The sequence below is a fragment of the Dyella sp. SYSU CM1112 genome (assembly GCF_058216415.1).
The window spans coordinates 264,610-288,721 of sequence record NZ_JBZEGI010000003.1 but is presented as its reverse complement, the minus strand read 5'-3'; the positions used below and the strand labels follow the sequence as shown (position 1 = coordinate 288,721).

Here is a 24,112-nt window from a genome sequence, read left to right as displayed (position 1 = left end):
GACCTTAAGGATGGCCAGCTAACAAATCGGCTGAACAAAATGGATGCGCGAGTCCTTCAAGCGTCGCAGAGTGCCACGGCTTCCACCTCCAGCCACGCCGAAGGGTGGAACAATTTGCTTACTTGGACCGCGGAGCTGGCATGTGCAGCCGGGATGAATCGATCCCGGACCTCCCGATAGAAGGGGAGGTCGCGGGAGATGTCCGTGAAGAACGCGGTCAGTTTGATGACCCGATCGAATCCGCTGCCGGCTTCTTCGAGCACGGCGCCGAGATTGACGAACACCTGCTCGGCCTGTGTCTGGAAATCGCCGATGCCGACCAGTTCTCCCGTGGTGCCCAGGGGCACCTGTCCCGAGGTGAACAGCAGGTTGCCGACCTTGGCACCGGCCGTGATGCCGGGAATAGGGAAAACCGCTTCCGGCTGCAGACGTTCGATCGTAGTCATGGTTGCACCCCGCTTTCAGCGGTTGACGTGGGCCATGCCCGCGGGTGCGTAGCGTTCGCCGGCGACGGCTTCGATGGGAAAGATGCGCTCGATCGAGTCGAGATCATCCTTGCTCAAGCGTACGTCCAGGGCGCCCAGGTTTTCGTCAAGACGCGAGCGGCGCTTGGTGCCTGGAATCGGCACGATGTCGTCGCCCTGCGCCAATACCCAGGCCAGCGCGAGTTGCGCAGGCGTGCAAGCCTTCTCCGCGGCGAGTGTTTCTACCTGTTTCACTAGCTGCAGATTGCGCACGAAGTTTTCGCCCTGGAAGCGCGGATTGCCGCGGCGGAAGTCGTCTTCGGCAAAATCGTCCGGCCTGATGATGGCGCCGGTCAAAAAGCCCCGGCCCAGCGGGGAATACGCCACCAGCGCAATGCCAAGCTTGCGGCACATTGCCAACGTACCGTTTTGTTCCGGATCGCGCGTCCACAACGACAGTTCACTTTGCAGTGCGGTAATCGTATGCACCTTGCTGGCACGCTCGATGTTCGCAGCCGAAGCCTCCGACAAGCCGAGATAGCGTACCTTGCCCGCAGCCACCAGTTCGGCCATGGCACCGACGGTTTCCTCGATCGGAACGCTGGCATCGACGCGATGCTGGTAGTAGAGGTCGATGTGGTCCACCCCCAGCCGCTTCAGGCTATTGTCGCAGGACGCGCGCACGTACTCCGGGCGACCATTGATGCCGCGTTTTGCCGGATCGGCAGGGTCGCGCACGATGCCGAATTTGGTCGCCAGGAACACGTGCTCGCGGCGTCCCTTGATGGCTTTGCCGACCAGCTCCTCGTTGATGTAAGGACCGTACATATCGGCGGTGTCGAGCAGGCTGACGCCGCGCTCCAGCGCATGATGGATGGTGGCGATGGATTCGGCATCGTCGAGCGGGCCGTAGAAATCGCTCATGCCCATGCAGCCCAAGCCGAGGGCGGAAACAATGGGGCCGTTCTTGCCGAGTGTACGTGTCTGCATGATGTCGCCTCGCAAGCAGGGGGAAAGATAACGAATCTTCGACCGATGCAGCCCTGCGATAAATACTCAATAATGAGCTTCACTATTTCATCTATATCAACAATCCATGGACCGCCTCGATGCCATGCGGCTGTTTGTACGGATCGTCGAACTGGGCAGTTTCACGGCCGCCGCTGACGACCTGGATTTGCCGCGCGCCACCGTTACCCACACCATCAAGCGGCTTGAAGCACGGCTCGGCGCGCAACTTTTGCAGCGGACCACGCGGCGCGTGCGCGCCAGTCGCGAGGGCGAGGCGTATTACAGCCATTGCCTGAGATTGCTGGCCGACGTCGATGCAGTCGAGGCGGATTTCCGCCAGGCTTCGGCGCAGCCGCGCGGGCGCCTGCGCGTGGATCTTCCCGCGCTGATGGCGCGGCTCTGGTTGATTCCTGCGCTGCCATCCTTTTTTGCACGTTATCCATTACTCGAACTGGATATCGGCACGGGCGATCGTTTCGTCGATCTGTTGCGCGAGGGTGTCGATTGCGTCCTGCGTGTCGGGAAGCTGCCCGATTCCGGGCTGGTCAGTCGACGCGTCGGCACCTTGCAACAAATCACTGTCGCGAGTGCGGAATATGTGCGTCGCCAGGGCATGCCGCGTTCGCTGGCGGATCTGCAACAAGGGCATTACGCGGTGAATTGGGCATCGCCCACGACTCATCGCAGCGAGCCGCTGGAATTCATGGTCGGACGCAAGCACCGGGAAGTCATGCTGCCGGGTCGTGTCACGGTCAGCGGCGTCGAGGCGTATATGGGCTGCTGCGAGGCGGGACTGGGCATCGCACAGTTTCCGCTTTATCGCGTCGCGGATGCTTTGGCGAATGCGCAGCTGAAGGAGATTTTGCCGTCCATGCCGCCACCCTCGTTGCCGGTGACCGTGTTGTACTCGCCGCATCGGCAGATGCCGGCGCGCTTGAGGGTGTTTGTGGATTGGCTGGTGGAGTTGATGGAGCGGCAGCTTTAAGGAGTGCTGGTCTGGGGTGTCTTGGTCGCTTCGCGTGCCTGAGTATTTCGTGATGTCCCAGTCAACGAAATAAAGCTATGGCTGTGGGCAGGCCGGTGGTCGCTGCTGTGTACGACGAGCTTGCCCTTGTTCGCTATTACTCCCGCGCCGCGAGCGCCCTGTTCACCCGCAAGGCAATCAATGTACATGCCACGCCCGACAGCAAATACACACTCACTGCCACTAATCCAAAGCGCGACGACAACCCCAGTGCGACCAACGGCGCGAAAGCTGCACCGATCAGCCATGCGAAATCGGAAGTGAGCGCGGCGCCGGTGTAGCGAAGTTGAATTTCGAAATTGGATGTGACGCTGCCGGCAGCCTGCCCGTATGAGAGGCCGAGCAGGGCAAACCCCACGACAATGAAGGTGTCTTGCGCAATCCGGCTACCACCAAGCAGCCAAGGAGCGAACAGTGCAAAGATACCGATCAGCACGGCTGCCGTGCCAAGCGTGGTGCGTCGTCCGATGCGGTCGGCGATAAGCCCGGATGCGATGACGCCGCCGATGCCGAACAAGGCGCCGATAACCTGGATGGTCAGCACGGCGTTGATGGACTGCGTTGTACCAAGCACGATCCATGAAAGGGGAAAGATGGATACCAGGTGGAAGAGCGCGTAGCTCGCCAAGGCTGCGAAGGCACCCACGAAGATGTTGTAGCCCTGCTTGCGCAACATGTCGAAAATACCGAAAGGCGCCAGTTCGCGCTCTTCCATGGCGCGCGTATATTCCTCGGTGACGACCAGGCGCAGGCGTGAAAACAGGGCGACGACGTTGATCGTGAAGGCAACGTAGAAGGGATAGCGCCAACCCCAATCGAGGAAATCGTCGGTGGCCAATTCCAGATGCAGGAACAGGAACAGGCCGCTGGCGATCATGAATCCGATGGGTGCGCTGAGCTGCCCCAGCATGGAGTACCAGCCACGCCGCTCGGGCGGTGTATTGAGGGCGAGTAGCGAGGGGAGTCCGTCCCACGAGCCACCTAGCGCAAGGCCCTGCAAAATGCGGAAAAAGGCGAGCAGTCCGATGGCCCATGCACCGATGGTGTTATAGGCAGGCAAGAAAGCCATCCCCGCCGTGGCGCTGCCGAGCAGGAACAGGGCGATGGTGAGTTTGGTGCCGCGACTCCATCGGCGCTGGAACGCCATGAACAATGTGGTGCCGATCGGGCGGGCAATGAATGCCAGCGAAAAGATCGCGAACGACAACAACATGCCGTCCAGGCGACTTTCGAACGGAAAGAAAACCATCGGGAAAACCAGCACGCAAGCGATGCCGAAAACAAAGAAGTCGAAGTATTCGGAGGTTCGCCCGATGATGACGCCGACGGCGATTTCGCCGGGAGCCAGCTTGGCATGGGCATGAATACGCCCGATGTCGTCCGGGGAAAAGCCGGCGGATTCGCGCTGATCCTGAAACGTACTTGACATCGTCGTTACTCGGATAGGGATGATGCGGCAGGCACAGCATGGCACCGTCGCGGCGCCAAGGCTAGAGATGAGTGAGTCTATTTTCCGTCTTGCGACATCTTGGGCCTCTCCCCCCACTGGGGGAGAGCACTCTTCCATCGCGCGTAGCAGGCTATTTGCCAGCGCTCCCGTGAAGCACGAGAACACGCGGCAATGATGGGGTAAGACGTGTATGGCATTTGTCGCGCATCCATGAGGAATCATGGATGCCTGTCTTTGCAGGGTGCAGACGGGCAGAGGGGTGCACCGGGTCGAGAAGCGAGGAACGAGGATGGGTAGCGAAACAACAATAATGCGGCGCAGGCAATCCGGTCATGGTCTGCCCCAGATGCATGGGACGTCACGCACAGGGCAGCTCCGGGGCGAGAGAATCATCCTGTCGAAATGTCGCGAATACAAAGTGTTCATGCTGTGCCTTGGCATGATCCCCTCATCATGGCGGGCATGACCTCTTACCTTACCCATCTCTTAGTGGGGCACGGCGCGGACTTTCGTGCGTCCAGCCTTTCGATGCGCGGACGTTACAGATGCATGGCAGTCAGACGAAATGTCGCAGCGCATCCCGGAGATCGGCAGACCATTTGCGTACAGGCCGTCGATCGGCGTACCTTCTCGACACAGCAGTATCCCTTTTTCACTCGGTTGCGTCGGGTATGTCCATGAAGGCTTTCCGCGGACTGCTACTGCTAGTTCCCATTCTGGCGCTGACAGGCTGCCATACGGTGCTGATGTCGCCGTCAGGCGACGTCGCGCGACAGCAGCGCGACCTGATCATCACCGCGCTCATCCTGATGCTGCTGATCGTGGTGCCGGTGATCGTGACAGCGATATTTTTCGCCTGGCACTACCGCGCTTCGAACCAGAAGGCGAACTACGATCCAGATTGGGACCACTCCACCATCGTCGAGTTGATGATTTGGTCGGCGCCGCTACTGATCATCATCGCCCTGGGGGCAGTCACCTGGGTCAGCACGCATAAGCTGGATCCTTATCGCCCATTGGATCGCATTGCTCCGGGGCATCTGGTGCCTCCGAACACCAAGCCGCTAGTGGTCGACGTGGTGGCGCTGGATTGGAAATGGCTGTTCATCTATCCCGAGCAGAACTTGGCCGTGGTGAATGAAATGGCGGCGCCGGTAAACCGGCCGATCCGTTTCAATCTCACGTCCTCGACGATGATGAACTCATTCTTTGTTCCCGCGCTTGCCGGCCAGATCTACGCGATGCCGGGCATGCAGACCACGCTGCAGGCGGTGATCAACAAGGCCGGCGATTACCAGGGTTTTTCCGCCAACTACAGCGGGGCGGGATTCTCGTACATGAACTTCACCTTCCATGGCATGAGCGACGACGACTTCGCCAAATGGGTGGCGCATGCCAAGCAGAGCGGCGATACCCTCGATCGCGTGTCTTATGAGTCGCTGGCGGCGCCCAGCGAAAAAAATCCGGTGCATTACTACGGCAGCGTCGCTCCGGGGCTCTACCACGCCATCCTCAATCGTTGCTTCCAGCCCGGTCCTGACTGCATGAACATGCTTCGGATGTCAGAGCCGACTGGGAAGTCAGAAGCCACTGTGCCGTCCGACAGCCGCCGGGCCATGTCAATGGCCCAATCACAGTAATTACGCTCCGGTGCCGCGATGACCTTCCAACATCCCGATCTCACCAAGCTGCTTTTCGGACGCCTTACCCTGGCGTCGATTCCCTATCAGCAGCCGATCTTGGTGGGTACGTTCATCGTCGTCGCGCTGGGCGCCATTGCCTTGCTTGGCATCATCACTTATTACCGGTTGTGGGGATACCTGTGGCGGGAATGGTTCACGAGTGTCGATCATAAAAAGATCGGCATCATGTATATGGTGCTGGGCCTCGTGATGTTGCTGCGCGGTTTTGCGGATGCTCTGATGATGCGCGCGCAACAGGCCATCGCCTTTGGACCTTCGGAAGGGTATCTGCCGGCCGAGCATTACGACCAGATCTTTACCGCCCATGGCGTGATCATGATTTTTTTCGTGGCCATGACCATGATCACCGGGCTCATGAATTTCGTCATGCCGCTGCAGATCGGCGCGCGCGACGTGGCGTTTCCTTTCCTCAACAATTTCAGTTTGTGGATGACCATTGCCGGCTCCATGCTGGTGATGACCTCGCTGTTCGTAGGCGCGTTTGCGCGCACCGGCTGGCTTGCCTATCCGCCCTTGTCGGAACTGGCGAATAGTCCGGACAGCGGCGTGGATTACTACATCTGGGGCCTGCAGATAGCGGGTGTCGGGACAACGCTATCCGGCATCAACATGATTGCCACCATCGTCAAGATGCGCGCGCCCGGCATGACGATGATGAAGATGCCGATCTTCACCTGGACCGCGCTGTGCGCGAATGTGTTGATCGTGGCGGCATTTCCCGTGTTGACGATTACGCTGACCATGCTGGCGCTGGACCGCTACGCCGGGACGCATTTTTTCACCGCCGATGCCGGCGGCAACATGATGATGTACATCAACCTGATCTGGATATGGGGGCATCCGGAGGTGTACATCCTGGTTCTGCCGGCGTTTGGTGTGTTCTCCGAGGTGACCGCCACGTTCTGCCGCAAGCGTTTGTTCGGCTATGCGTCGATGGTGTATGCCACGGTAGTGATCACGGTGTTGTCGTACCTGGTGTGGCTGCATCACTTCTTCACCATGGGATCAGGCGCGAGTGTCAATTCGTTCTTCGGCATCACGACAATGATCATTTCGATTCCTACCGGAGCGAAGATTTTCAACTGGATGTTCACGATGTATCGCGGTCGCATCGTGTTCGACGTGCCGATGTTATGGGTCGTGGCTTTTATCGTGACGTTCGCCATCGGTGGCATGACCGGCGTACTGCTGGCCGTGCCGCCGGCGGATTTCTCACTGCACAACAGCTTGTTCCTGATTGCGCACTTCCATAACGTGATCATCGGCGGTGTGCTGTTCGGCATGTTTGCCGGCATCAATTACTGGTTCCCGAAGGCGTTCGGTTTCCGCCTCGATCCGTTCTGGGGCAAATGCTCGTTCTGGTTCTGGGTGGTGGGTTTCTACTTCGCCTTCATGCCGTTGTACGTGCTGGGATTGATGGGCGTGACGCGCCGCTTGCGCCATTTCGATGATCCGGCGCTGCAGATCTGGTTCGTGATTGCGGCCTTCGGCGCGCTCCTGATCTTGCTTGGCATCATCAGCATGATCGTGCAGTTTGTCGTCAGCATTCTGCATCGTGAGCAGCTACGCGACACCAGTGGCGATCCGTGGCATGGGCGCACGCTGGAGTGGTCCATTCCCTCGCCGCCGCCGCCCTATAACTTCGCCTTTACGCCGCAAGTACACGACGTGGATGCGTGGTGGCAAATGAAGCAGCACAACTGGCGCAGGCCGGTGGCGGGGTTCCTGCCCATCCATATGCCGAAGAACACCGGTGCGGGCGTCATCATGGCGGCGCTGAGTTTCGTATTCGGTTTCGCCATGGTCTGGTACATGTGGCTATTGGCGGCCGTATCGTTCGTTGCGTTGCTGGCAGTAGCAATCGGACACACTTTCAATTACGACCGTGACTACTACATTCCTGCCGATGAAGTAGGGCGTGTCGAAGCAGCCCGCGCGGAGCCGCTAGCCCATCATGCTTGAGAATATGCATTCCCATTTTGAGTGCGCGGCGTCGGAATGCTTGAGCCGTTGCGCAAAGAGCTCCCCCTATGGAGTGCTTGATGTATGAGCACCTCTGACATGACCATGACAGTGAGCGGCGGCAGCGGGGCGGCAGAGGCTCTGCGCTTCCATGTGGCGGAAGGGCATCATCCGGAAAACGCCACGCTGCTCGGTTTCTGGCTATATCTGATGAGCGATTGCCTCATCTTTGCGTGTTTGTTTGCGGCTTACGGCGTGCTCGGCCGTGAATACGCGGGAGGTCCTTCGGCCGCACAGGTATTGGAGCTGCCCATCGTGGCGATCAATACCACCCTGTTGTTGCTGTCGTCGATTACCTACGGTTTCAGTGTGCTGGAGATGCAGCAGAATCGTAAGGGTCCGATGATGGCGTGGCTGATTGTCACGTGGCTGTTGGGTGCGGGCTTCATCGCCTTGGAACTGACGGAATTCACCCATCTCGTCTCGATCGGCGCTGGCCCGCAGCGCAGTGCCTTCCTGACGTCGTTCTTCGCGCTGGTGGGTACGCATGGCCTGCACGTAACCTGCGGCTTGATCTGGATGATCGTGTTGCTAGTCCAGGTCGGCAAGAAAGGTTTGATTCCCGCTAACAAGCGGCGGCTGATGTGCCTGTCGATGTTCTGGCACTTTCTCGACGTGGTGTGGGTGGGGGTTTTCAGTTTTGTCTATCTGATGGGAGTGCTGCGGTGAGCGAACACACCCTGGAAAGTCATGACAATGGCCATCACGAGCACGGCGACGATGGCGTAGGCGATGTTCACGTCACCCTGAAGGGCTACCTCACCGGGTTCCTGGCGGCTGCGATTCTTACCATCATTCCGTTCTGGCTGGTGATGTCCGGGGCGTTTTCGAAGTCCGGCCCGGCCGATGCGTTTATCCTGCTGCTGGCCGCCATCCAGATCGTGGTGCACATGGTTTACTTTCTGCACCTCAACGCGAAGTCCGAGGGCGGATGGAACATGCTTGCCCTGGTCTTCACCGTGATCCTGGTGGTGATCACGCTGAGCGGATCGATCTGGATCATGTATCACCTCAATCAGAACATGATGCCGTCGATGATGCGGAACGTACAGAATTTGCCGTGACATCGAAGTTTTTTCCTGGAGGCTGGTGGTGCCGATGGACGCTGGACCTCCATCTGCAGGCATGGATCTCTGATAAAGCTTGCTTCGTCGTCATCTAAGTGTGGGTACTTCGTTTTCCCTGCGATGAGTTTGGGCACACTTGCGAGCAGAGGGCGTGCGTTCGCGAGCTGTTTTCCTTTCCGGAGGTTGGGGCGTAACGTCACAGCAGTGAACATGGGGCCGCGAGATGCGATCATGTTCCCATGGCCTCCCAAGAAACCTCTCTCTATGACGCGCCCCGCGCCCCACGCGGTCCGCTGGGATTGACCCTGCTTGCTCTGTTTGCCATCGGCTTGTTCGTGGGCTTTGTGTCATTGGGCAACTGGCAGGTCCACCGGCTGGCGTGGAAGCGCGCACTCATCGCGCGGGTGGACCAGCGCGTGCACGCGCCGCCCATCGCACCACCAGGACGGGCGCAATGGTCTGGCGTGAACGCGGAGAAGGACGAATATCTCCATGTTCGCCTTAGCGGTGTTTTCCTCAATGGCAAGCAAACATTGGTGTGGGCCGCTACCGATGAAGGCAGTGGTTATTGGGTGATGACGCCGTTACGTATGGCTGACGGCTCCATCGTGCTGATTAACCGTGGTTATGCGCCGGCTGATTGGTGTGGCCGCCATGGACGTTGTGTGCCGGGTCCGACGGGGGAGACGGTGGTGACCGGCTTGCTGCGCATATCGGAACCTTCTGCTTTTCTGCGTCGCAACGATCCCATCCATAACATCTGGTATACGCGGGATGTGTCCGCCATGGCCATCGCACGGGGCCTTAGCCTCAGGGACGTGGCGCCCTACTTCGTAGATGCCGATGCCGCTGCATCAGCGAACGGTAAGGCGAGGTGGCCGGAAGGTGGCAAGACCGTCATCAACTTCCCCAATAACCATCTTAGCTACCTGATTACGTGGTATCTGCTTGCTCTGATGGTGCTGATTGCGAGTGTGTATGTGGGATACGACGAATATCGTTTGCGTCGTGCCCGTAGGCCGCGAACGTGATCTTTCAGCCATCGCGCTCCCGCAAAAAGGGGGCGATGGAGAGAACGTTGCATCACGCCGATGGATTCGCCCGCATGTCGCCGGCCCGGGCACCGAAGAAGGTAGCTGTGAAAATCAGGCTCAACGTGGAGCCCATGGCGGCATCCGTCAGTTCACCGGGCATGCTCATGTTGAAGTAGAGCATGCCGTCGATCAGCGCCATCATGGCGAGCGCGAGGTCAGTGGCGGGCGCAGGTAGCGGCATGTCCATGCGCTGGCAGAACTGCATGATGAAGTAGGCAATCATGTCGCGTTTTTCCAGGCACAGCGTGTTCAGACGCTGCCGGAACTTCGCATCGCGGACTGAGTGTAGTCGTGCCTCGGCCCACAGCACGTAGCTGGTGTGATCGCGGTAGCACTGGCCGTAGAACTTCGCCAGTTGCTGTTGCAGGTCGTCGCGGGATAAATCGGCATCCAGCAGTTGCTGAAGGTCCTGTTGGACATTCGAGTGATCTTGCTTGAGCAGTTCGATGAAAAGATCCGTCTTGCTCTTGAAGTTCGAATAGAACGCACCGCGCGTATAGCCGGCATGGCCGGCGATGTCTTCCACGCTGGTCGCGGCCAGCCCTTTCTTGGCAAGAACCGTTGCCGCTGCGTCCAGCAGGCGCAGGCGGGTCTGTTCGCGGCTTTCTTCCCGGGTCAATCGTTTGCGCGGCATACGGCATCGTAGCACGACGTCTGGCATATGTATTTAAATACATAGTTGTATTTGAATTCTAATATGAATTAGAGTCCAGCGCTGTATTTGCGATACCCCTCCAATCTCCTGGGAGTCGTCCGTGAGTGTTCTCCTTCTTCCCTGGTCGCGCGGGTTTGCGCGGCACTACCCCCGGCTACACTACCCCTGGCTACAAGGGGCTCTCGTCACGTCGCTGGTTTTGCTGGGCGGTTGCGGCAACACATCCCCGGATGTGGTGGCCCCAGTTCCGGTTATCGCCTATCCCGCGAAGGCTGCCGATACAGCGACCGCGAATCGTTTCCCTGGTGATGTGCACGCGCGCTACGAGATGCCGCTGTCGTTTCGGGTAGGCGGAAAGCTGATTGCGCGCTATGTCGATCTGGGACAGGCGGTCAGGCAAGGGGAGCCTTTGGCCCAGCTTGATCCTGCTGATGCAAACAAGCAGGTAGCCGCGGCGAAGGCCGCGCTCGACGCCGCCGAGCATCGTCTTGTCTTCGCCACGCAACAGCGCGACCGCGATCAAGCGCAGTTCGCCCAGAACCTTATCAGTCAGCTCCAACTGCAGCAGACCCAGGATGCTTACGCCTCCGCGCTTGCCAGTCGCGATCAGGCAAAGCAGCAATACGAACTTGCTCAGGACCAGTTGCGCTACACCACGTTAGTGGCCGATCACGATGGCGTGATCACCAGCCGGCAGGCGGAAGTAGGGCAAGTGCTTGCCACCGGGCAGACCGTGTTCGGTTTTGCATGGTCGGGCGAGCGCGAGGTGTATATCGACGTGCCGGAAAGCCGCATTGACGGCATCTCGCTTGGGCAGGCCGCCACGGTGGTTGCGTCTGCGTTGCCGGGTCACCGTTTCCCGGCCCATGTACGTGAAATCGCGCCAGCCGTCGATCCGCAATCGCGCACATATCTCGTCAAGCTTTCGATCGACCATCCCGATCGGGCATTGCAACTCGGCATGACGGTGGACGTGGCCTTGCAAGGGCGAAAGCTCGCTGGCTCTGCCGTCACGATCCCCGCGACGGCCTTGTACCATCAGGGTGAGCATCCCGCCGTGTGGGTCGTGCGCCCATCCGATGCTGTGTTGGAACTTCGTCCAGTAGCTGTTGCACGTTACGGCGAACGCGATGTGCTGATCACCGCAGGCCTCAAACCTGGCGAGCGCATCGTCGTGCAAGGTGTGCACACGGTGTCAGTGGGCGAAAAGGTGACGCCCATCGATCCGCCGCACCCGGAGGATGCGCCGCAATGAGCCAGCAAGAGCGTTTCAATCTTTCCGCGTGGACGTTGCGTCATCAGTCGCTGGTGTTCTTTCTGATGGGACTGATCGCGTTGTTCGGCGTGCTGGCGTACAAAAATCTCTCACAATCGGAAGATCCGCCGTTCACCTTCAAGGTCATGGTGATCCAGACTTTCTGGCCTGGCGCCACGGCCAAGCAGGTGCAGGAGGAAGTCACGGACCGCATCTCGCGCAAATTGCAGGAGACACCGTTCATCGATTTCTTGCGCAGCTATTCGCGTCCGGGCGAGTCGCTGATCTTTTTCAATATCAAGGATTCGGCACCTGCGTCGGTCGTCCCTGGAACCTGGTATCAGGTACGCAAGAAGGTGGGCGATATTGCCGCGCAGCTGCCGCAAGGTGTGCAAGGTCCCTTCTTCAACGACGAGTTCGGTGACGTCTATACCAATATCTATGCCTTGGAGGGCGATGGCTATACGCCCGCGCAATTGCACGACTATGCCGACCAGTTGCGTGTCGAACTGCTGCATGTACCGGGTGTGGCCAAGGTCGATTACTTCGGCGATCAGAACCAGCATATCTACATCGACATCGCGAACGCGAAATTGGCCAAACTGGGTATCAGCCCGCAACAGATCGGGCAGGCGATCAGCCAACAGAATGCAGTGGCGTCGACCGGCGTACTGACGACACCGGACGATCGCGTCTTCGTCAGGCCGAGTGGTCAATATCACGATATGGATGCATTAGCCAATACGCTGCTGCACATCAACGGCAAGAGCTTTCGCCTCGGTGATATCGCCACCATCCGGCGTGGCTATGACGACCCGCCCAGCGAAACGATGCGCTTCATGGGCAAGCAGGTGCTGGGCATCGGCGTGACCATGCAGCCCGGTGGCGATGTCATCCATCTCGGCAAGGCGCTGGATCAAGAGACCGCTTTGCTGCAGAAGCGTCTGCCTGCAGGTTTGAAATTGTCGGAAGTCACCAGCATGCCGCGTGCGGTATCGCTTTCTGTCGACGACTTTCTCGAATCCGTTGCGGAAGCCGTGACCATTGTGCTGCTAGTTAGCTTGCTGAGCCTTGGTTTTCGCACTGGCATGGTGGTGGTGATTTCCATTCCCTTTGTGCTGGCTGCGACGGCGCTGTGCATGAACCTGTTCGACATTGGCCTGCACAAGGTGTCGCTAGGCACCTTGGTGTTGGCGCTGGGACTCTTGGTCGATGACGCCATCATTGCAGTCGAGATGATGTCGGTGAAATTGGAACAAGGCTGGGGGCGCGTGCGTGCTGCGGCTTTTGCCTACACCAGCACGGCGTTTCCCATGCTCACGGGCACACTGGTCACCGTCTCAGGATTCCTGCCGATTGCCCTGGCCAAATCGGGCACGGGCGAATATACGCGCTCGATTTTTGAAGTGTCGGCGATCGCTCTGCTGGTGTCCTGGCTGGCTGCGGTGATCGTGATTCCATTGCTCGGTTATCACATGCTGCCGGAACACCATGAACGTGCCAAACCCGGGCAGGAGTGGTGGGCACGGCTGCTGCCGCGAAGCTGGCGCGAGGCCAGGGCCGCCAAAGCCGTGGAGCCGGTGCATAACGGCGACGAATTCGAAATTTACGACACGGCGTTCTATCGCCGCTTTCGCCGCTGGCTGGATGTCTGTCTGCGGTATCGCTGGCTGGTCCTGATTTCCACGGTGGCGTTATTCGTCGTGGCGCTGGCGGGTTTTGCCCTGGTGCCCAAGCAATTTTTTCCCAGTTCGGATCGTCCCGAACTGTTAGTCGATCTGCGCTTGCCGGAAGGGGCTTCGTATGCGGCGACATTGCGTGAGACCAAGCGGCTGGAAGCGGTGCTGCAGGGGCGCAAGGAAATCGCCCATTACGTCAGCTTTGTCGGTAGCGGCGCACCGCGCTTCTATCTGCCTTTGGATCAGCAGCTCGCCCAGCCCAACTTCGCGCAATTCGTGATTACGGCCAAGGACGTAAAACAGCGTGAGCAGCTGGCAGGCTTCCTCGAAGGTGAATTGAGGCGTGATTTCAGCGCGGTGCGTACGCGCGTCAGCCGTCTGGAGAATGGTCCACCGGTCGGTTTTCCGGTGCAGTTCCGGGTGGAAGGCGATGACATTGCCACCGTGCGCGGTATCGCCGAGCAAGTAGCGACAGTGATGCGCGCCGATCCCGGCACCACGAATGTGCAGTTTGACTGGGACGAGCCGGCCGAGCGCTCCGTTCGCTTTGAGGTCGATCAATTCAAGGCACGGCAGCTGGGCATCAGTTCGCAAGACATCGCCAACTTTCTCGCGATGAATCTTTCCGGCACAACGGTGACGCAGTTGCGCGAGCGCGACAAGCTGATTGCGGTAGACCTGCGTGGTGCGAAGGGTGATCGCATCGATCCGGGGCAGATCGAGCAATTGGCCATCCCGACGCCGAGCGGTACCGCGATTCCGCTGACGCAACTCGGCCATGTCAGCTACGGGCTCGAATACGGTGTCATCTGGGAGCGCGACCGCCAGCCCACGATTACCGTGGAAGCCGATACCCGTGGCGGCGCACAAGGTCTCGACGTTACGAATGCGGTCGACCGGAAGTTGGCCGATATCCGAAGTCATTTGCCCGTTGGGTATCGCGTCGAAGTTGGGGGTTCGGTCGAGCAGAACGAGAAAGCGCAGGGTTCGATCAACGCGCAGATGCCGTTGATGGTCGTCGCCGTGCTTACCTTGCTGATGATCCAGTTACAGAGCGTCGGACGTACTTTCATGGTCGTGTTGACTGCGCCGCTTGGATTGATCGGTGTGATCCTTGCGCTGCTGTTGTTCCATCAGCCGTTCGGCTTTGTAGCGATGCTTGGCACGATTGCGATGTTCGGCATCATCATGCGCAATTCGGTCATTTTGGTGGATCAGATCGAGCAGGATATCCATGCCGGTCATTCGCGCTGGGAAGCCATCGTCGGCGCGACGGTGCGACGTTTCCGCCCCATCACATTGACGGCAGCTGCTGCTGTGCTGGCCTTGATTCCGCTCTTGCGCAGCAATTTTTTCGGGCCGATGGCAACGGCTTTGATGGGTGGCATTACCGTGGCAACCGTGTTGACGTTGTTCTATTTGCCTGCACTGTACGCGACCTGGTTTCGCGTACGCGCCGATGAACCAGCGATACATCAGGAGGCTGCGCCATGAGGCCCGCAACCAGCATGAGATCGTCCGCACGCATCGTAAGGTTGGCCGGTGTGCTGATTTTGGCGGGCTGCGCTTTTGCACCACCGGCCACGCCGCCGGCTTCACCTTCGCCCGTCCGCTATACGGCAGCATCGATGCCTGCAGATAGCGCCAAAGTAGACGGCATAGCCCAGCACTTCAGCTTGGGTGCGCGCGCGGTGCCGGAGTGGTGGCATGCCTATGGCAATGCCACGCTCAACGCGTGGGTGGAAGAAGGGTTGCGCAATAATCCGTCATTGACCGCGACCCGGCATACGCTAGAAGCCGCACATCAGCTGCTGCGTGCACAAATGGGTGCCAATCTGTTGCCAACGGTGGATGCGCAAACGCAAGCCAGCCGTCAAAAAGCCTTGGGCTTTCCGGATTTCGGGCCACCTACCAATCTCTACGATGTGTATGCCGGGCAGCTCGCACTGAGCTACAACTTCGATCTGTTTGGCGCCACACGGCAGGGTATCGCCCAGGTCGCAGCGCAAGTCGATCAGCAATCGTATGAGTTCGACGCGGCAAAGCGTGCCTTGGCGGCCAATATCGTGATCACAGCGATCAATGCGGCATCACTGGAAGAGCAGGTGCGCGCCAGTGAGCGACTTTCCAGCCTCGCCCATAAGCAGGTCGACTTGACCGAACATGCTTATCAGCTCGGCGCATCATCGAAGGATGATGTACTGAGCATGCGACAGGAAGCGGCAAGCATCGACACGTCCTTGCCATCCTTGCGGGCTCAAGCTCAACGTGCCCGGCATGCCTTGGCCGTGCTGATGGGCCGTACGCCGGATCAGGCTCCGCGCAATCTCGCCCTGGATCAGTTGCACCTTCCTCATGACGTACCGGTGAGTGTTCCCTCCGAGCTATTGCAGCAGCGTCCGGATGTGCTCGCTGCCGAAGCGGCCGTGCATGCTGCCTCGGCGCAGGTGGGTGTGGCGACGGCGAATCTCTTTCCGCACATCGCCTTGTCCGCATCGCTGGGTAGCGCCGCATTCAAACCATCGAACTTGTTTACCGCCACCGGCGCGGTCTGGAGCGCAGGTCTTTCGCTTACCCAGCCGATCTTCCATGGTGGTGCGCTTATCGCGCAGCGCAAGGCGGCTATGGCGAGTTATGACGCAGCCATCGCGCATTATCAGCAGACCGTGCTCGATGCGTTCCAGAACGTGGCCGACGCCTTGACGGCCTTGAATCAGGATGCCCTGACCTTGCAGGCCGCGCAGTGGGGAGCCGATGCCGCGGAGCAATCGTTCACCGATGCGGATGCACGCTACCGCCTGGGCGCGGTTTCGTATCCCTCGATGGTTCTCAGTGAACAGCATTGGCAGAGCGCCACATTGGCGGCGATCCAGGCGAGGACGGCGCGATTGGCCGATACGGCGGCGCTATTTCAGGCGATGGGCGTACCTCAGCCTGTGACACTTGCCGAAAAATGAGCGGCACCGACGGATCTGGCTAAGCCGTACTGCGCGACCTCCCTCTGTAGACAGAGGGAGGCGCTTGAGGTTTATGCAGGGCTCGGCCGTGTGTTACTTCGATGAAGCAGGGTGAGCGGTAAACACGTCGCGACCGAAGGTGTGCAGCTGGTCATCCTTGGCATAGCCGAGATACGGCAGTCCGAAGATATCCTCCAGGCTGCGCAGCAGGCTGTAATGGTTGTAATCCACGTTTGAGGTGGTGCCCGGGGCAATGAAAGGCGAGAGCAGCACAGCACCGATCTGGCCGCCGCCGGGACCGATTTTTCCACCCGGTTGCGGACCGCCAGGCAGGCCTTTCTCATGGCAGCAGGCGCTGCCGTCGGTGCCTTCATCGAAAGTGATGACAAGCAAGCCGTCTTTCTTGAAAGCAGGCGAGTTGACGATGCGTGGCACCCAGGTGCGCAGGAAGGCATCGGCCGAAATCAGGCCGCCCGGTTCGCCATTCTTGCAAGGTGCATCGTGCCCATCGTGGCAGAGATTGGGCGTGATGTAGCTGAAGTTCGGCGTGGTTTTGATATGCGAGAGATCGGACGTCAGGTGATCGAGATTGACGACGTGGCTGCCACAATACTTCGCATCATCGATGATCGAATGAAAGTAGACGAACGGATTGTGCTTGGCCGCGTATTGATCTTTGGGTGTGGCGTGCTCAGTGATATCCGGCGCGCCAATGGCGACATGCCCGCAGGTGGCCGATTCGCGTGAAGGGTCCGCCCCCATGTCTTCCATGTAAGCCTTCCAGCTGAAGCCTGCGTGGGTGAGCTGGTTGGCGAGAGTGCTGACGCTCTTGGGGTAGACGCAGCCGGTGCCGGGCAGCTGTCCGTAGGCATCCGGCTTCTTGGCGGTAGCGACGAATTCGGTGTAAGTGGCGCAATCGCCCTGCGTGGCAGGATTGGGAGCCTGCCCGCTGATCATGGCGATGTAGTTGTCCAGGCTGTAGTGACCCACGCCGTAATAATGGGGAAGCATGGCCCCTTGCTTGGGCAACTCGTGCGCGAGATAGGGGGCAATCGATTGCGGTCCGAACGTCACCTGGTAGGACTCGTTCTCCAGCATGATGATGAAGACGTGCCGTACCGGTGGCATGGCGTGGGTCGCTGAAGCCAGGCACGCACCTGAAAGGGACAACATGCCGACCAGCGCGATCAGACCTAGACGAAGGCACGCCAGCATGCGGCGTGCACTTAAGCAGTGAGTAAGGTAAGACATCCGCGGTTTCCTTGAGCCGTGCTCGCTGCGACGCGCAGCGAGCAGCAGGTATTGCAACTGCCTTGCGCGACAGGATCAAGTCACGTGGATGTCGATCTGCCTGGAGCTGCCGAGTCAGGCGCGCCCGTAAACATCGTCGAAGCGCACGATGTCGTCTTCACCGAGATAGCTGCCGGATTGCACCTCGATCAATTCAAGCGGCACCTTGCCGGGATTGCGCAGGCGATGCACGCTGCCGAGCGGGATATAGGTGCTTTGGTTTTCTGCCAGCAAAAACACCTTGTCATCGCAGGTGACTTCCGCCGTGCCGGACACCACGATCCAGTGTTCAGCGCGATGGTGGTGCTTTTGCAGGCTCAGGCTGGCGCCGGGTTTGACCACGATGCGCTTCACCTGGAAACGGCCGCCGGCTTCCAGCGAGTCGTAACTGCCCCATGGGCGATGCACCACGCGATGAAAGGAGTGCTCGGTACGGCCGGAGGCTTTCAGATGATCGACGACTTTCTTGACGTCCTGCGCGGCATCGCGATGCGCCACCAAGGTGGCATCCGGCGTGCTGACGACGATCACGTCGTCCAGGCCAACCGTCGCGATCATGTGGCGGTCGTGCGAACGCAGCAAGGAATTGCGTGTGTTGATGGCGAGGGTATCGCCTTCACAGAGGTTACCTTGCTCATCGCGTTCGCCGGCAAGCCATAGGGCCGACCATGAGCCGATATCGCTCCATCCACAGCTGACCGGAATCACCGCGGCACGCGAGGTTTTTTCCATGACGGCATAGTCAATGGAATCATCCGGCACCTTGGCAAAAGCCTCGGCATCCACGCGCACAAAATCGAGATCGCTGTGTCCGGTGGCGTAAGCCTCGCGCACCGCTGCAAGCATGGCGGGAGCGTGCTGGCCCAGTTCTTCCAGATAGCGTGCCGCCTTGAACAGGAACATGCCTGAGTTCCAGTCATAGCTTCCGTCGGCGACATAGCTCTGGGCAGTGGCCTGGTCCGGCTTTTCCACGAAGCGCTCGACGCGAAAAGCATTGCCGCCCATGGACTCGGCGCGGCGGATATAGCCGAAGCCCGTCTCGGGACGATCCGGCCGGATGCCGAAGGTGACCAGCCAGCCGTCGCGGGCTGCTGGCAACGCTTGCTGCACAGCGGCGGTGAAACTCTGTTCGTCCCCGATCAAGTGATCTGCGGGCAGCACCAGCAGCAAGGCTTGCGGATCGCGTTCGAGTGCCTTGAGTGCCCCCAGGGCGATGGCCGGCGCTGTGTTGCGAGCGACTGGCTCAAGCACGATGGTCGCCCCGTCGACGCCGACTTCGAGCAGCTGATCGGCGGCCAGGAAGCGGTGATCTTCGCTGGCGACAATGATCGGCGCGGCGACGTCCGGCAGTTTTTGCGTGCGCAGCACCGTTTGCTGGAACAAGGTGCCATCGCCGCTAAGAGAGAGGAACTGCTTGGGCATGTTCCTGCGCGACACCGGCCAAAGGCGCGTACCGCTGCCGCCGCTGAGGACCAAAGGAATCAGCATGGTTCAATGAGCCTGCTTGGAAAGGGTAGTGATGACATCGTCCAGGCCCTCCCGCCAATCGGCCAAAGCATAGCCGAAGCAGGCTGGGAAGCCGCTGTTGTCGAGTACGGACCAGGCGGGGCGCTGGGCCGGCGTGGGATAGTCGGCGGTGCCGATCGGCATCACTCGTGGGATGCGCTTCAGCAGACCGGCGGCGTGGGCCTTCTCAAAAATGGCACTCGCAAAGCCATGCCAACTGGTATGGCCGCTGGCGACCAGATGGTGCGTGCCCTGCATCTTCCGGCGCAACGTCGTATCGGCCTGATGCCATGCGCGCAAGCCAGCTAGTGTGCCCTGGACGATGAGATCGGTGCTGGTCGGAGCCCCATGCTGATCCGCGACGACGCGCAGTTCCTCCCGTTCGGCGCCCAGGCGCAACATGGTGCGCAGGAAGTTGTGGCCATGGGGTGCGTATACCCATGCGGTGCGCAACAGGAGATGGGCGGCACCACTGGCTTGCAGGGCCTGCTCGCCCGCCAGTTTGCTGCGGCCATAGGCACCGAGCGGTGCTGTGGCGGCGTCAACGGCATAAGGTGACGTGGCGTTGCCGTCAAAAACGTAATCGGTGGAATAGTGCGCCACCAAGGATCCCGCAGCGGCAGCCCAGCGGCCGATCACACCCACCGCTTCGCCGTTGATCGTGGTCGCGAGCGCTTCTTCCTGCTCGGCGCGATCCACAGCGGTATAGGCCGCGGTGTTGACGATGATGTCGGGACGCACCCGATCCAACAGGGCGGGCAGGGTCGCGGGTGCCGAGAGATCGGCGATTTCAGCGGCACCGTCGTCGAAGCGTTTACCGTCCCGGCTTGCGGCGACAAGTTTTCCGAGGGAAGAAAGACCGCCGTCTTCGATAAAACTGCGGCCAAGTTGGCCGTTCGCACCCAGTAGCAGAATGTTCATTCGGCAAAAACGGGCAATCGGTCAGCAGGGACATCCGCAAGCAGCGGCGTTTTGTTGTCTTTTTCGGAAAGCTGAGGCGCGCTCACCGGCCAATCGATTCCAAGCGCGGCATCGTTCCAGCGGATGCCTGCGTCAGCCTTCGCGTCATAGAGCGCCGTGCATTGATAGGTAAAGGTGGCGTGCTCGGACAACACGCAAAAACCGTGTGCGAAACCCTCGGGAACCCAGAAGTGACGATGGTTATCGGCGGTAAGCATCACGCCGGCCCATTGACCGAACGTGGGCGAGCCGCGGCGGATGTCCACGGCGACGTCGTAGACCTCGCCCTCCAGCACGCTGACCAGCTTGCCTTGCGGATGGGGCCACTGGTAGTGAAGCCCTCTGAGCACGCCTTTGCTGGAGCGCGATACATTGCTTTGTACGAATGCGGCAGTAATGCCTGCCGCGGCGTATTTCGCCTGGTTGTAGCTTTCATAGAAGAAGCCGCGCGCGTCACCGAAGACCTGCGGCTCGATGACGACAGCGCCAGGTAGCGAGGTCTGGATGACCTTCATTGAAGGTTGCCTTGTTCGATGAGATGCAGGAGATATTGGCCGTAGCCGGTTTTCAGGAGCGGAGCGGCAAGACGCCTGACTTGTTCCGCATCGATCCAGCCGTTTCCGTAGGCCACTTCCTCCGGGCAACATACCTTCAGGCCCTGCCGGTTCTCGATGGTCTCGATGTAATTGCCCGCTTCCATCAGCGATTCATGCGTGCCGGTGTCGAGCCAGGCGTAGCCGCGGCCCAACTGTTCCAGGTGGAGCGAGTTGTCTTCCAGATACCGGCGGTTGAGGTCGGTGATTTCCAGCTCGCCGCGCGGCGATGGCTTCAGTTCGGCAGCGTAGTCACAGACGCGCGAGTCGTAGAAGTAGAGACCCGTGACGGCGTAATGGGACTTGGGCTTGGCGGGTTTCTCTTCCAGCCCGATGACGTGTCCCTGAGTATCAAACTCGGCAACCCCATATCGCTCAGGATCGCGTACCCAATAGCCGAATACCGTGGCGCCTTGTTGACGAGTGCCTGCGCGCTTGAGGCGTTCCGTGAGGCCTACGCCGTAAAAGATGTTGTCGCCAAGAACCAGGCAGCTTGGATCGTTGCCGACGAAGTCGCGGCCGATGAGAAATGCCTGAGCCAGCCCGTCAGGCGAAGGCTGCACCGCGTATTGAATGGAAACACCCCATTGCGAACCATCGCCCAGCAAGCGCTGGAAAAGCGCCTGCTCATGCGGCGTATTGATCACCAGGATGTCCCGTATGCCTGCCAGCATGAGCGTGGCAAGCGGATAGAAGATCATCGGCTTGTCGTAAACCGGCAGCAGCTGTTTGCTCACCGCCTGCGTAATGGGATAAAGCCGGGTGCCGGATCCGCCGGCCAGGATGATGCCCTTGCGTGTACTCATGCGCCCAGACGCTCCATGCGGTAGCTGCCGTCGAGCACGCGTTGCACCCAAGGTTGGTTCGTCAGATACCAGTCGACGGTTTCTTCGATGCCGCTTTCAAAACTTTGCGAAGGCTGCCAGCCCAGTTCGCGCTGCAGCTTGCTGGAGTCGATGGCATAGCGGCGGTCGTGACCGGGGCGATCTTTCACGTAAGTGATGAGCGATTCGCGCTTGCGGCCATCGGCAAGGGGCTTTCTGGCATCGAGCAGGGCGCAGATGGTTTTCACCACCGTGATATTGGTGCGCTCCGCGTTGCCGCCCACGTTATAGGTTTCGCCCACCCGGCCCGCTTCCAGCACTCGCCGGATGGCCGAGCAGTGATCGCCTACGAACAGCCAGTCGCGGATATTCAGGCCGTCCCCGTAGACCGGCAGCGGCTCTCCCTTCAGCGCCTTCTGGATCGTCAGGGGGATGAGCTTCTCAGGAAACTGGTACGGCCCGTAGTTGTTCGAACAGTTGGTGGTGAGGGTGGGCAGGCCGTAGGTGTGATGGAAGGCCCGCACCAGGTGATCCGAGGCGGCCTTGGAGGCTGAATAGGGAGAGTTGGGGGCGTAGGGGGTGGTTTCGGTGAATTTGCCGTCCTCGCCCAGCGAGCCATAGACCTCGTCGGTGGAGACGTGCAGGAAGCGGAACCCCTCCTTGGCCTCTCCGTCTAGCCCGCGCCAGTAGTCGCGGGTGGATTCGAGCAACCCCAGCGTACCTACCACATTGGTGTGGACGAAGGCAGCCGGGCCGTCGATGGAGCGGTCGACGTGCGATTCAGCGGCGAAATTCACCACGGCGCTAGGGCGGTATTCAGCGAGCAGGCGCCCGACCAGGGTGCGGTCGCCGATATCACCTTCCACGAAAACATGCCGATCGTTGTGCGCCAAAGGCTCGAGAGTGTCGAGGTTACCGGCGTAGGTAAGCACATCGAGATTAACCACGCGCAGGCCATCGGCCACGGCTTTAAGTACGAAGTTGCCGCCAATAAAGCCGGCTCCGCCGGTCACGAGCAGTGTTTTCATCGGGCTCTCCAAAGTGGCCCGGTATTTTGTCATAGGGATGGGTAGGGTGGGCTGTTAAGAAGTGTTCATGCCCTAGCGTTGAGTTCGGATTGCCGCTTGGCGCCGAACCGCAGCCCTTTAAAGAAAGCTAGCAGGATCCAGTGAGCCAAGTGGTCAAACATTCCCCCAGTTCAAATGGCTGCAAGGGATGATCGCAACGACTGACTCGTTTGGGAGCGTATCTGGGGCAAGCTCTCTCATTAACGCTTTAATTTCAGCTATTCAGGCGTAACAGGTAATATGGTGGGTTTATGGCGCAAACGTTTCAGACCATAGGGCCAGGGAAAACATGAAGAAATCAATCAAGAGCGATCCGTTGGGCCTGGGCACTCGCGCCATTCACGCTGGTCAGCAGCCGGATCCCAGTACCGGCGCGATCATGACGCCGATCTATGCGACCTCGACGTATGTGCAGCAGAGCCCCGGGGTGCACAAGGGCTATGAATATTCCCGGACGCAAAATCCTACGCGCATGGCCTATGAACGCTGTGTAGCGGATCTGGAGGGTGGCGTAGCCGGCTTCGCGTTCGGCTCAGGTCTTGCCGCCGCGGCTACCGTGCTGGACCTGCTCGATTCAGGCAGTCATGTGATTGCGATGGACGATCTCTATGGTGGCAGCTACCGCCTTTTCGAGCGCGTGCGGCGCCGGTCGGCAGGGCTAGACTTCAGTTTTATCAACCTCAATGACGGTGATGCGCTTAAAGCGGCTCTCAAGCCGAACACACGCATGATCTGGGCTGAAACGCCCACCAATCCCATGCTCAAGTTGGTGGACCTCGCCAAGGTGGCCCGCTTTGCCAAGAAACACGGCTTGATCCTCGTTGTGGATAACACTTTCTGTTCACCCATGCTCCAGCGCCCACTGGAATACGGAGCAGACTTGGTGCTGCATTCGGCTACAAAGTATCTCAATGGTCATTCGGATATGGTCGGCGGAGTTGTCGTGGCTGGCAACAAGGGCATGGCCGAGCAGATGGCGTTCCTGCAAAATTCCGTCGGGGCCATTGCCGGGCCTTTCGATGCCTTTCTTGCGATGCGCGGGCTGAAAACACTGCATCTGCGTATGCGAGCGCACTGTGCGAGCGCGCTGGAGTTGGCTGGATGGCTGGCGAAACATGCTGCGGTCGAACGAGTTATCTATCCTGGTCTCAAGAGTCACCCCCAGCATGCGCTGGCGAAGCGGCAGATGAACGGCTTCGGTGGCATCATTTCAATCGAAGTGAAAGGTGGACTGAAAAAGGCGCGGCGTGTGCTTGAGCGATGTGAACTCTTCGCGCTTGCCGAATCGCTGGGGGGTGTAGAAAGCCTGATTGAGCATCCTGCCATCATGACCCATGCTTCCGTGCCGGCCGCCAACCGCAAAAGGCTGGGTATCAGCGATGGGCTGATCAGATTGTCCGTCGGCGTTGAGGATCTCGCCGATCTGCGCAACGAACTGGCCATCGCGCTGGATCGGTGAAGGCGAATTCGCCGCTGAGTAACTAACGGAGA

Annotated in this window: 20 protein-coding genes; 10 read left to right on the top strand and 10 right to left on the bottom strand. The window is 59.6% G+C overall.

Features of this window, described 5'->3' with window-relative positions; all coding sequences use genetic code 11:
• Nucleotides 1–56: 56 nt before the first annotated feature.
• The gene (locus AC4HNJ_RS06955) at nucleotides 57–446 is read right to left on the bottom strand and encodes a RidA family protein (RefSeq protein ID WP_490478821.1); all 390 of its coding nucleotides are present in this window, start codon (nucleotides 444–446) and stop codon (nucleotides 57–59) included.
• 15 nt (nucleotides 447–461) lie between these two features.
• Entirely contained in the window at nucleotides 462–1,454 is a 993-nt protein-coding gene (locus AC4HNJ_RS06950; RefSeq protein WP_490478820.1) for an aldo/keto reductase, read from the bottom strand.
• A gap of 106 nt (nucleotides 1,455–1,560) precedes the next feature.
• On the opposite strand from AC4HNJ_RS06950, the gene AC4HNJ_RS06945 reads away from it, so the two are divergent.
• On the top strand, nucleotides 1,561–2,460 hold the full coding sequence (locus AC4HNJ_RS06945; protein ID WP_490478819.1) for a LysR family transcriptional regulator: 900 nt from the start codon (nucleotides 1,561–1,563) through the stop codon (nucleotides 2,458–2,460).
• 136 nt (nucleotides 2,461–2,596) lie between these two features.
• Here the strand turns inward: AC4HNJ_RS06945 and AC4HNJ_RS06940 are convergent, their stop codons facing one another.
• Nucleotides 2,597–3,928, bottom strand: coding sequence for an MFS transporter (locus AC4HNJ_RS06940; RefSeq protein ID WP_490478818.1), 1,332 nt, complete (start codon nucleotides 3,926–3,928; stop codon nucleotides 2,597–2,599).
• Between the two features lie 698 nt (nucleotides 3,929–4,626).
• Here AC4HNJ_RS06940 and cyoA point away from each other — a divergent pair.
• The 5 genes from cyoA (at nucleotide 4,627) to AC4HNJ_RS06915 (ending at nucleotide 9,772) form a co-directional block, all read left to right on the top strand.
• The gene (gene cyoA / locus AC4HNJ_RS06935) at nucleotides 4,627–5,589 is read left to right on the top strand and encodes a ubiquinol oxidase subunit II (RefSeq protein WP_490478817.1); all 963 of its coding nucleotides are present in this window, start codon (nucleotides 4,627–4,629) and stop codon (nucleotides 5,587–5,589) included.
• A gap of 18 nt (nucleotides 5,590–5,607) precedes the next feature.
• Entirely contained in the window at nucleotides 5,608–7,614 is a 2,007-nt protein-coding gene (gene cyoB, locus AC4HNJ_RS06930; protein WP_490478816.1) for a cytochrome o ubiquinol oxidase subunit I, read from the top strand.
• Between the two features lie 84 nt (nucleotides 7,615–7,698).
• Complete coding sequence (gene cyoC / locus AC4HNJ_RS06925) at nucleotides 7,699–8,343, top strand: cytochrome o ubiquinol oxidase subunit III (protein WP_490478815.1); 645 nt, start codon at nucleotides 7,699–7,701, stop codon at nucleotides 8,341–8,343.
• Nucleotides 8,340–8,738 (top strand): cytochrome o ubiquinol oxidase subunit IV, encoded by a 399-nt coding sequence (gene cyoD / locus AC4HNJ_RS06920; RefSeq protein ID WP_490478814.1) that lies wholly within the window; start codon nucleotides 8,340–8,342, stop codon nucleotides 8,736–8,738. The genes cyoC and cyoD overlap by 4 nt, the downstream gene beginning before the upstream one ends.
• Nucleotides 8,739–8,980: 242 nt before the next feature.
• Nucleotides 8,981–9,772, top strand: coding sequence for an SURF1 family protein (locus tag AC4HNJ_RS06915; RefSeq protein WP_490478813.1), 792 nt, complete (start codon nucleotides 8,981–8,983; stop codon nucleotides 9,770–9,772).
• A gap of 52 nt (nucleotides 9,773–9,824) precedes the next feature.
• Here the strand turns inward: AC4HNJ_RS06915 and AC4HNJ_RS06910 are convergent, their stop codons facing one another.
• Nucleotides 9,825–10,469: a TetR/AcrR family transcriptional regulator gene (locus AC4HNJ_RS06910; RefSeq protein ID WP_490478812.1), complete on the bottom strand. Its 645-nt coding sequence runs from the start codon at nucleotides 10,467–10,469 to the stop codon at nucleotides 9,825–9,827.
• 121 nt (nucleotides 10,470–10,590) lie between these two features.
• On the opposite strand from AC4HNJ_RS06910, the gene AC4HNJ_RS06905 reads away from it, so the two are divergent.
• Genes AC4HNJ_RS06905 through AC4HNJ_RS06895 form a run of 3 tightly spaced genes read left to right on the top strand, consistent with a single transcriptional unit; the run spans nucleotide 10,591 to nucleotide 16,381 of the window.
• Nucleotides 10,591–11,745 (top strand): efflux RND transporter periplasmic adaptor subunit, encoded by a 1,155-nt coding sequence (locus AC4HNJ_RS06905; protein ID WP_490478811.1) that lies wholly within the window; start codon nucleotides 10,591–10,593, stop codon nucleotides 11,743–11,745.
• Entirely contained in the window at nucleotides 11,742–14,918 is a 3,177-nt protein-coding gene (locus tag AC4HNJ_RS06900) for an efflux RND transporter permease subunit (protein WP_490478810.1), read from the top strand. The genes AC4HNJ_RS06905 and AC4HNJ_RS06900 overlap by 4 nt, the downstream gene beginning before the upstream one ends.
• Nucleotides 14,915–16,381: an efflux transporter outer membrane subunit gene (locus AC4HNJ_RS06895; protein ID WP_490478809.1), complete on the top strand. Its 1,467-nt coding sequence runs from the start codon at nucleotides 14,915–14,917 to the stop codon at nucleotides 16,379–16,381. Before AC4HNJ_RS06900 ends, AC4HNJ_RS06895 begins: the two co-directional genes overlap by 4 nt.
• A 93-nt stretch (nucleotides 16,382–16,474) precedes the next feature.
• Here the strand turns inward: AC4HNJ_RS06895 and AC4HNJ_RS06890 are convergent, their stop codons facing one another.
• From AC4HNJ_RS06890 to rfbB, 6 genes are all read right to left on the bottom strand, one after another.
• Nucleotides 16,475–17,632, bottom strand: a complete 1,158-nt coding sequence (locus AC4HNJ_RS06890; RefSeq protein WP_490478808.1) for an alkaline phosphatase family protein — start codon at nucleotides 17,630–17,632, stop codon at nucleotides 16,475–16,477.
• Between the two features lie 114 nt (nucleotides 17,633–17,746).
• Nucleotides 17,747–19,159 carry a mannose-1-phosphate guanylyltransferase/mannose-6-phosphate isomerase gene (locus AC4HNJ_RS06885; protein ID WP_490478807.1) on the bottom strand — a complete coding sequence of 471 codons (1,413 nt, stop codon included), beginning with the start codon at nucleotides 19,157–19,159 and terminating at the stop codon, nucleotides 17,747–17,749.
• A gap of 3 nt (nucleotides 19,160–19,162) precedes the next feature.
• Nucleotides 19,163–20,098 (bottom strand): dTDP-4-dehydrorhamnose reductase, encoded by a 936-nt coding sequence (gene rfbD / locus AC4HNJ_RS06880; RefSeq protein WP_490478806.1) that lies wholly within the window; start codon nucleotides 20,096–20,098, stop codon nucleotides 19,163–19,165.
• Nucleotides 20,095–20,652, bottom strand: coding sequence for a dTDP-4-dehydrorhamnose 3,5-epimerase (gene rfbC / locus AC4HNJ_RS06875; RefSeq protein WP_490478805.1), 558 nt, complete (start codon nucleotides 20,650–20,652; stop codon nucleotides 20,095–20,097). The genes rfbD and rfbC overlap by 4 nt, the downstream gene beginning before the upstream one ends.
• Nucleotides 20,649–21,536, bottom strand: coding sequence for a glucose-1-phosphate thymidylyltransferase RfbA (gene rfbA / locus AC4HNJ_RS06870; protein WP_490478804.1), 888 nt, complete (start codon nucleotides 21,534–21,536; stop codon nucleotides 20,649–20,651). The genes rfbC and rfbA overlap by 4 nt, the downstream gene beginning before the upstream one ends.
• Nucleotides 21,533–22,582 carry a dTDP-glucose 4,6-dehydratase gene (gene rfbB, locus AC4HNJ_RS06865; RefSeq protein WP_490478803.1) on the bottom strand — a complete coding sequence of 350 codons (1,050 nt, stop codon included), beginning with the start codon at nucleotides 22,580–22,582 and terminating at the stop codon, nucleotides 21,533–21,535. The genes rfbA and rfbB overlap by 4 nt, the downstream gene beginning before the upstream one ends.
• 328 nt (nucleotides 22,583–22,910) lie before the next feature.
• Between rfbB and AC4HNJ_RS06860 the strand changes: the two genes are divergently transcribed.
• Nucleotides 22,911–24,080, top strand: a complete 1,170-nt coding sequence (locus AC4HNJ_RS06860; RefSeq protein ID WP_490478802.1) for a trans-sulfuration enzyme family protein — start codon at nucleotides 22,911–22,913, stop codon at nucleotides 24,078–24,080.
• Nucleotides 24,081–24,112 lie beyond the last annotated feature (32 nt).

Bases quoted from the DNA above. Each gene is read 5' to 3' on its own strand.
- AC4HNJ_RS06955 (WP_490478821.1), bottom strand. From the start codon at position 446: ATGACTACGATCGAACGTCTGCAGCCGGAAGCGGTTTTCCCTATTCCC.
- rfbC (WP_490478805.1), bottom strand. From the start codon at position 20,652: ATGAAGGTCATCCAGACCTCGCTACCTGGCGCTGTCGTCATCGAGCCG.
- AC4HNJ_RS06860 (WP_490478802.1), top strand. From the start codon at position 22,911: ATGAAGAAATCAATCAAGAGCGATCCGTTGGGCCTGGGCACTCGCGCC.
- rfbB (WP_490478803.1), bottom strand. From the start codon at position 22,582: ATGAAAACACTGCTCGTGACCGGCGGAGCCGGCTTTATTGGCGGCAAC.
- AC4HNJ_RS06910 (WP_490478812.1), bottom strand. From the start codon at position 10,469: ATGCCGCGCAAACGATTGACCCGGGAAGAAAGCCGCGAACAGACCCGC.
- AC4HNJ_RS06915 (WP_490478813.1), top strand. From the start codon at position 8,981: ATGGCCTCCCAAGAAACCTCTCTCTATGACGCGCCCCGCGCCCCACGC.
- AC4HNJ_RS06940 (WP_490478818.1), bottom strand. From the start codon at position 3,928: ATGTCAAGTACGTTTCAGGATCAGCGCGAATCCGCCGGCTTTTCCCCG.
- AC4HNJ_RS06950 (WP_490478820.1), bottom strand. From the start codon at position 1,454: ATGCAGACACGTACACTCGGCAAGAACGGCCCCATTGTTTCCGCCCTC.
- AC4HNJ_RS06945 (WP_490478819.1), top strand. From the start codon at position 1,561: ATGGACCGCCTCGATGCCATGCGGCTGTTTGTACGGATCGTCGAACTG.
- cyoA (WP_490478817.1), top strand. From the start codon at position 4,627: ATGAAGGCTTTCCGCGGACTGCTACTGCTAGTTCCCATTCTGGCGCTG.
- cyoB (WP_490478816.1), top strand. From the start codon at position 5,608: ATGACCTTCCAACATCCCGATCTCACCAAGCTGCTTTTCGGACGCCTT.
- AC4HNJ_RS06900 (WP_490478810.1), top strand. From the start codon at position 11,742: ATGAGCCAGCAAGAGCGTTTCAATCTTTCCGCGTGGACGTTGCGTCAT.
- AC4HNJ_RS06895 (WP_490478809.1), top strand. From the start codon at position 14,915: ATGAGGCCCGCAACCAGCATGAGATCGTCCGCACGCATCGTAAGGTTG.
- rfbA (WP_490478804.1), bottom strand. From the start codon at position 21,536: ATGAGTACACGCAAGGGCATCATCCTGGCCGGCGGATCCGGCACCCGG.
- rfbD (WP_490478806.1), bottom strand. From the start codon at position 20,098: ATGAACATTCTGCTACTGGGTGCGAACGGCCAACTTGGCCGCAGTTTT.
- AC4HNJ_RS06890 (WP_490478808.1), bottom strand. From the start codon at position 17,632: ATGTCTTACCTTACTCACTGCTTAAGTGCACGCCGCATGCTGGCGTGC.
- cyoC (WP_490478815.1), top strand. From the start codon at position 7,699: ATGAGCACCTCTGACATGACCATGACAGTGAGCGGCGGCAGCGGGGCG.
- AC4HNJ_RS06885 (WP_490478807.1), bottom strand. From the start codon at position 19,159: ATGCTGATTCCTTTGGTCCTCAGCGGCGGCAGCGGTACGCGCCTTTGG.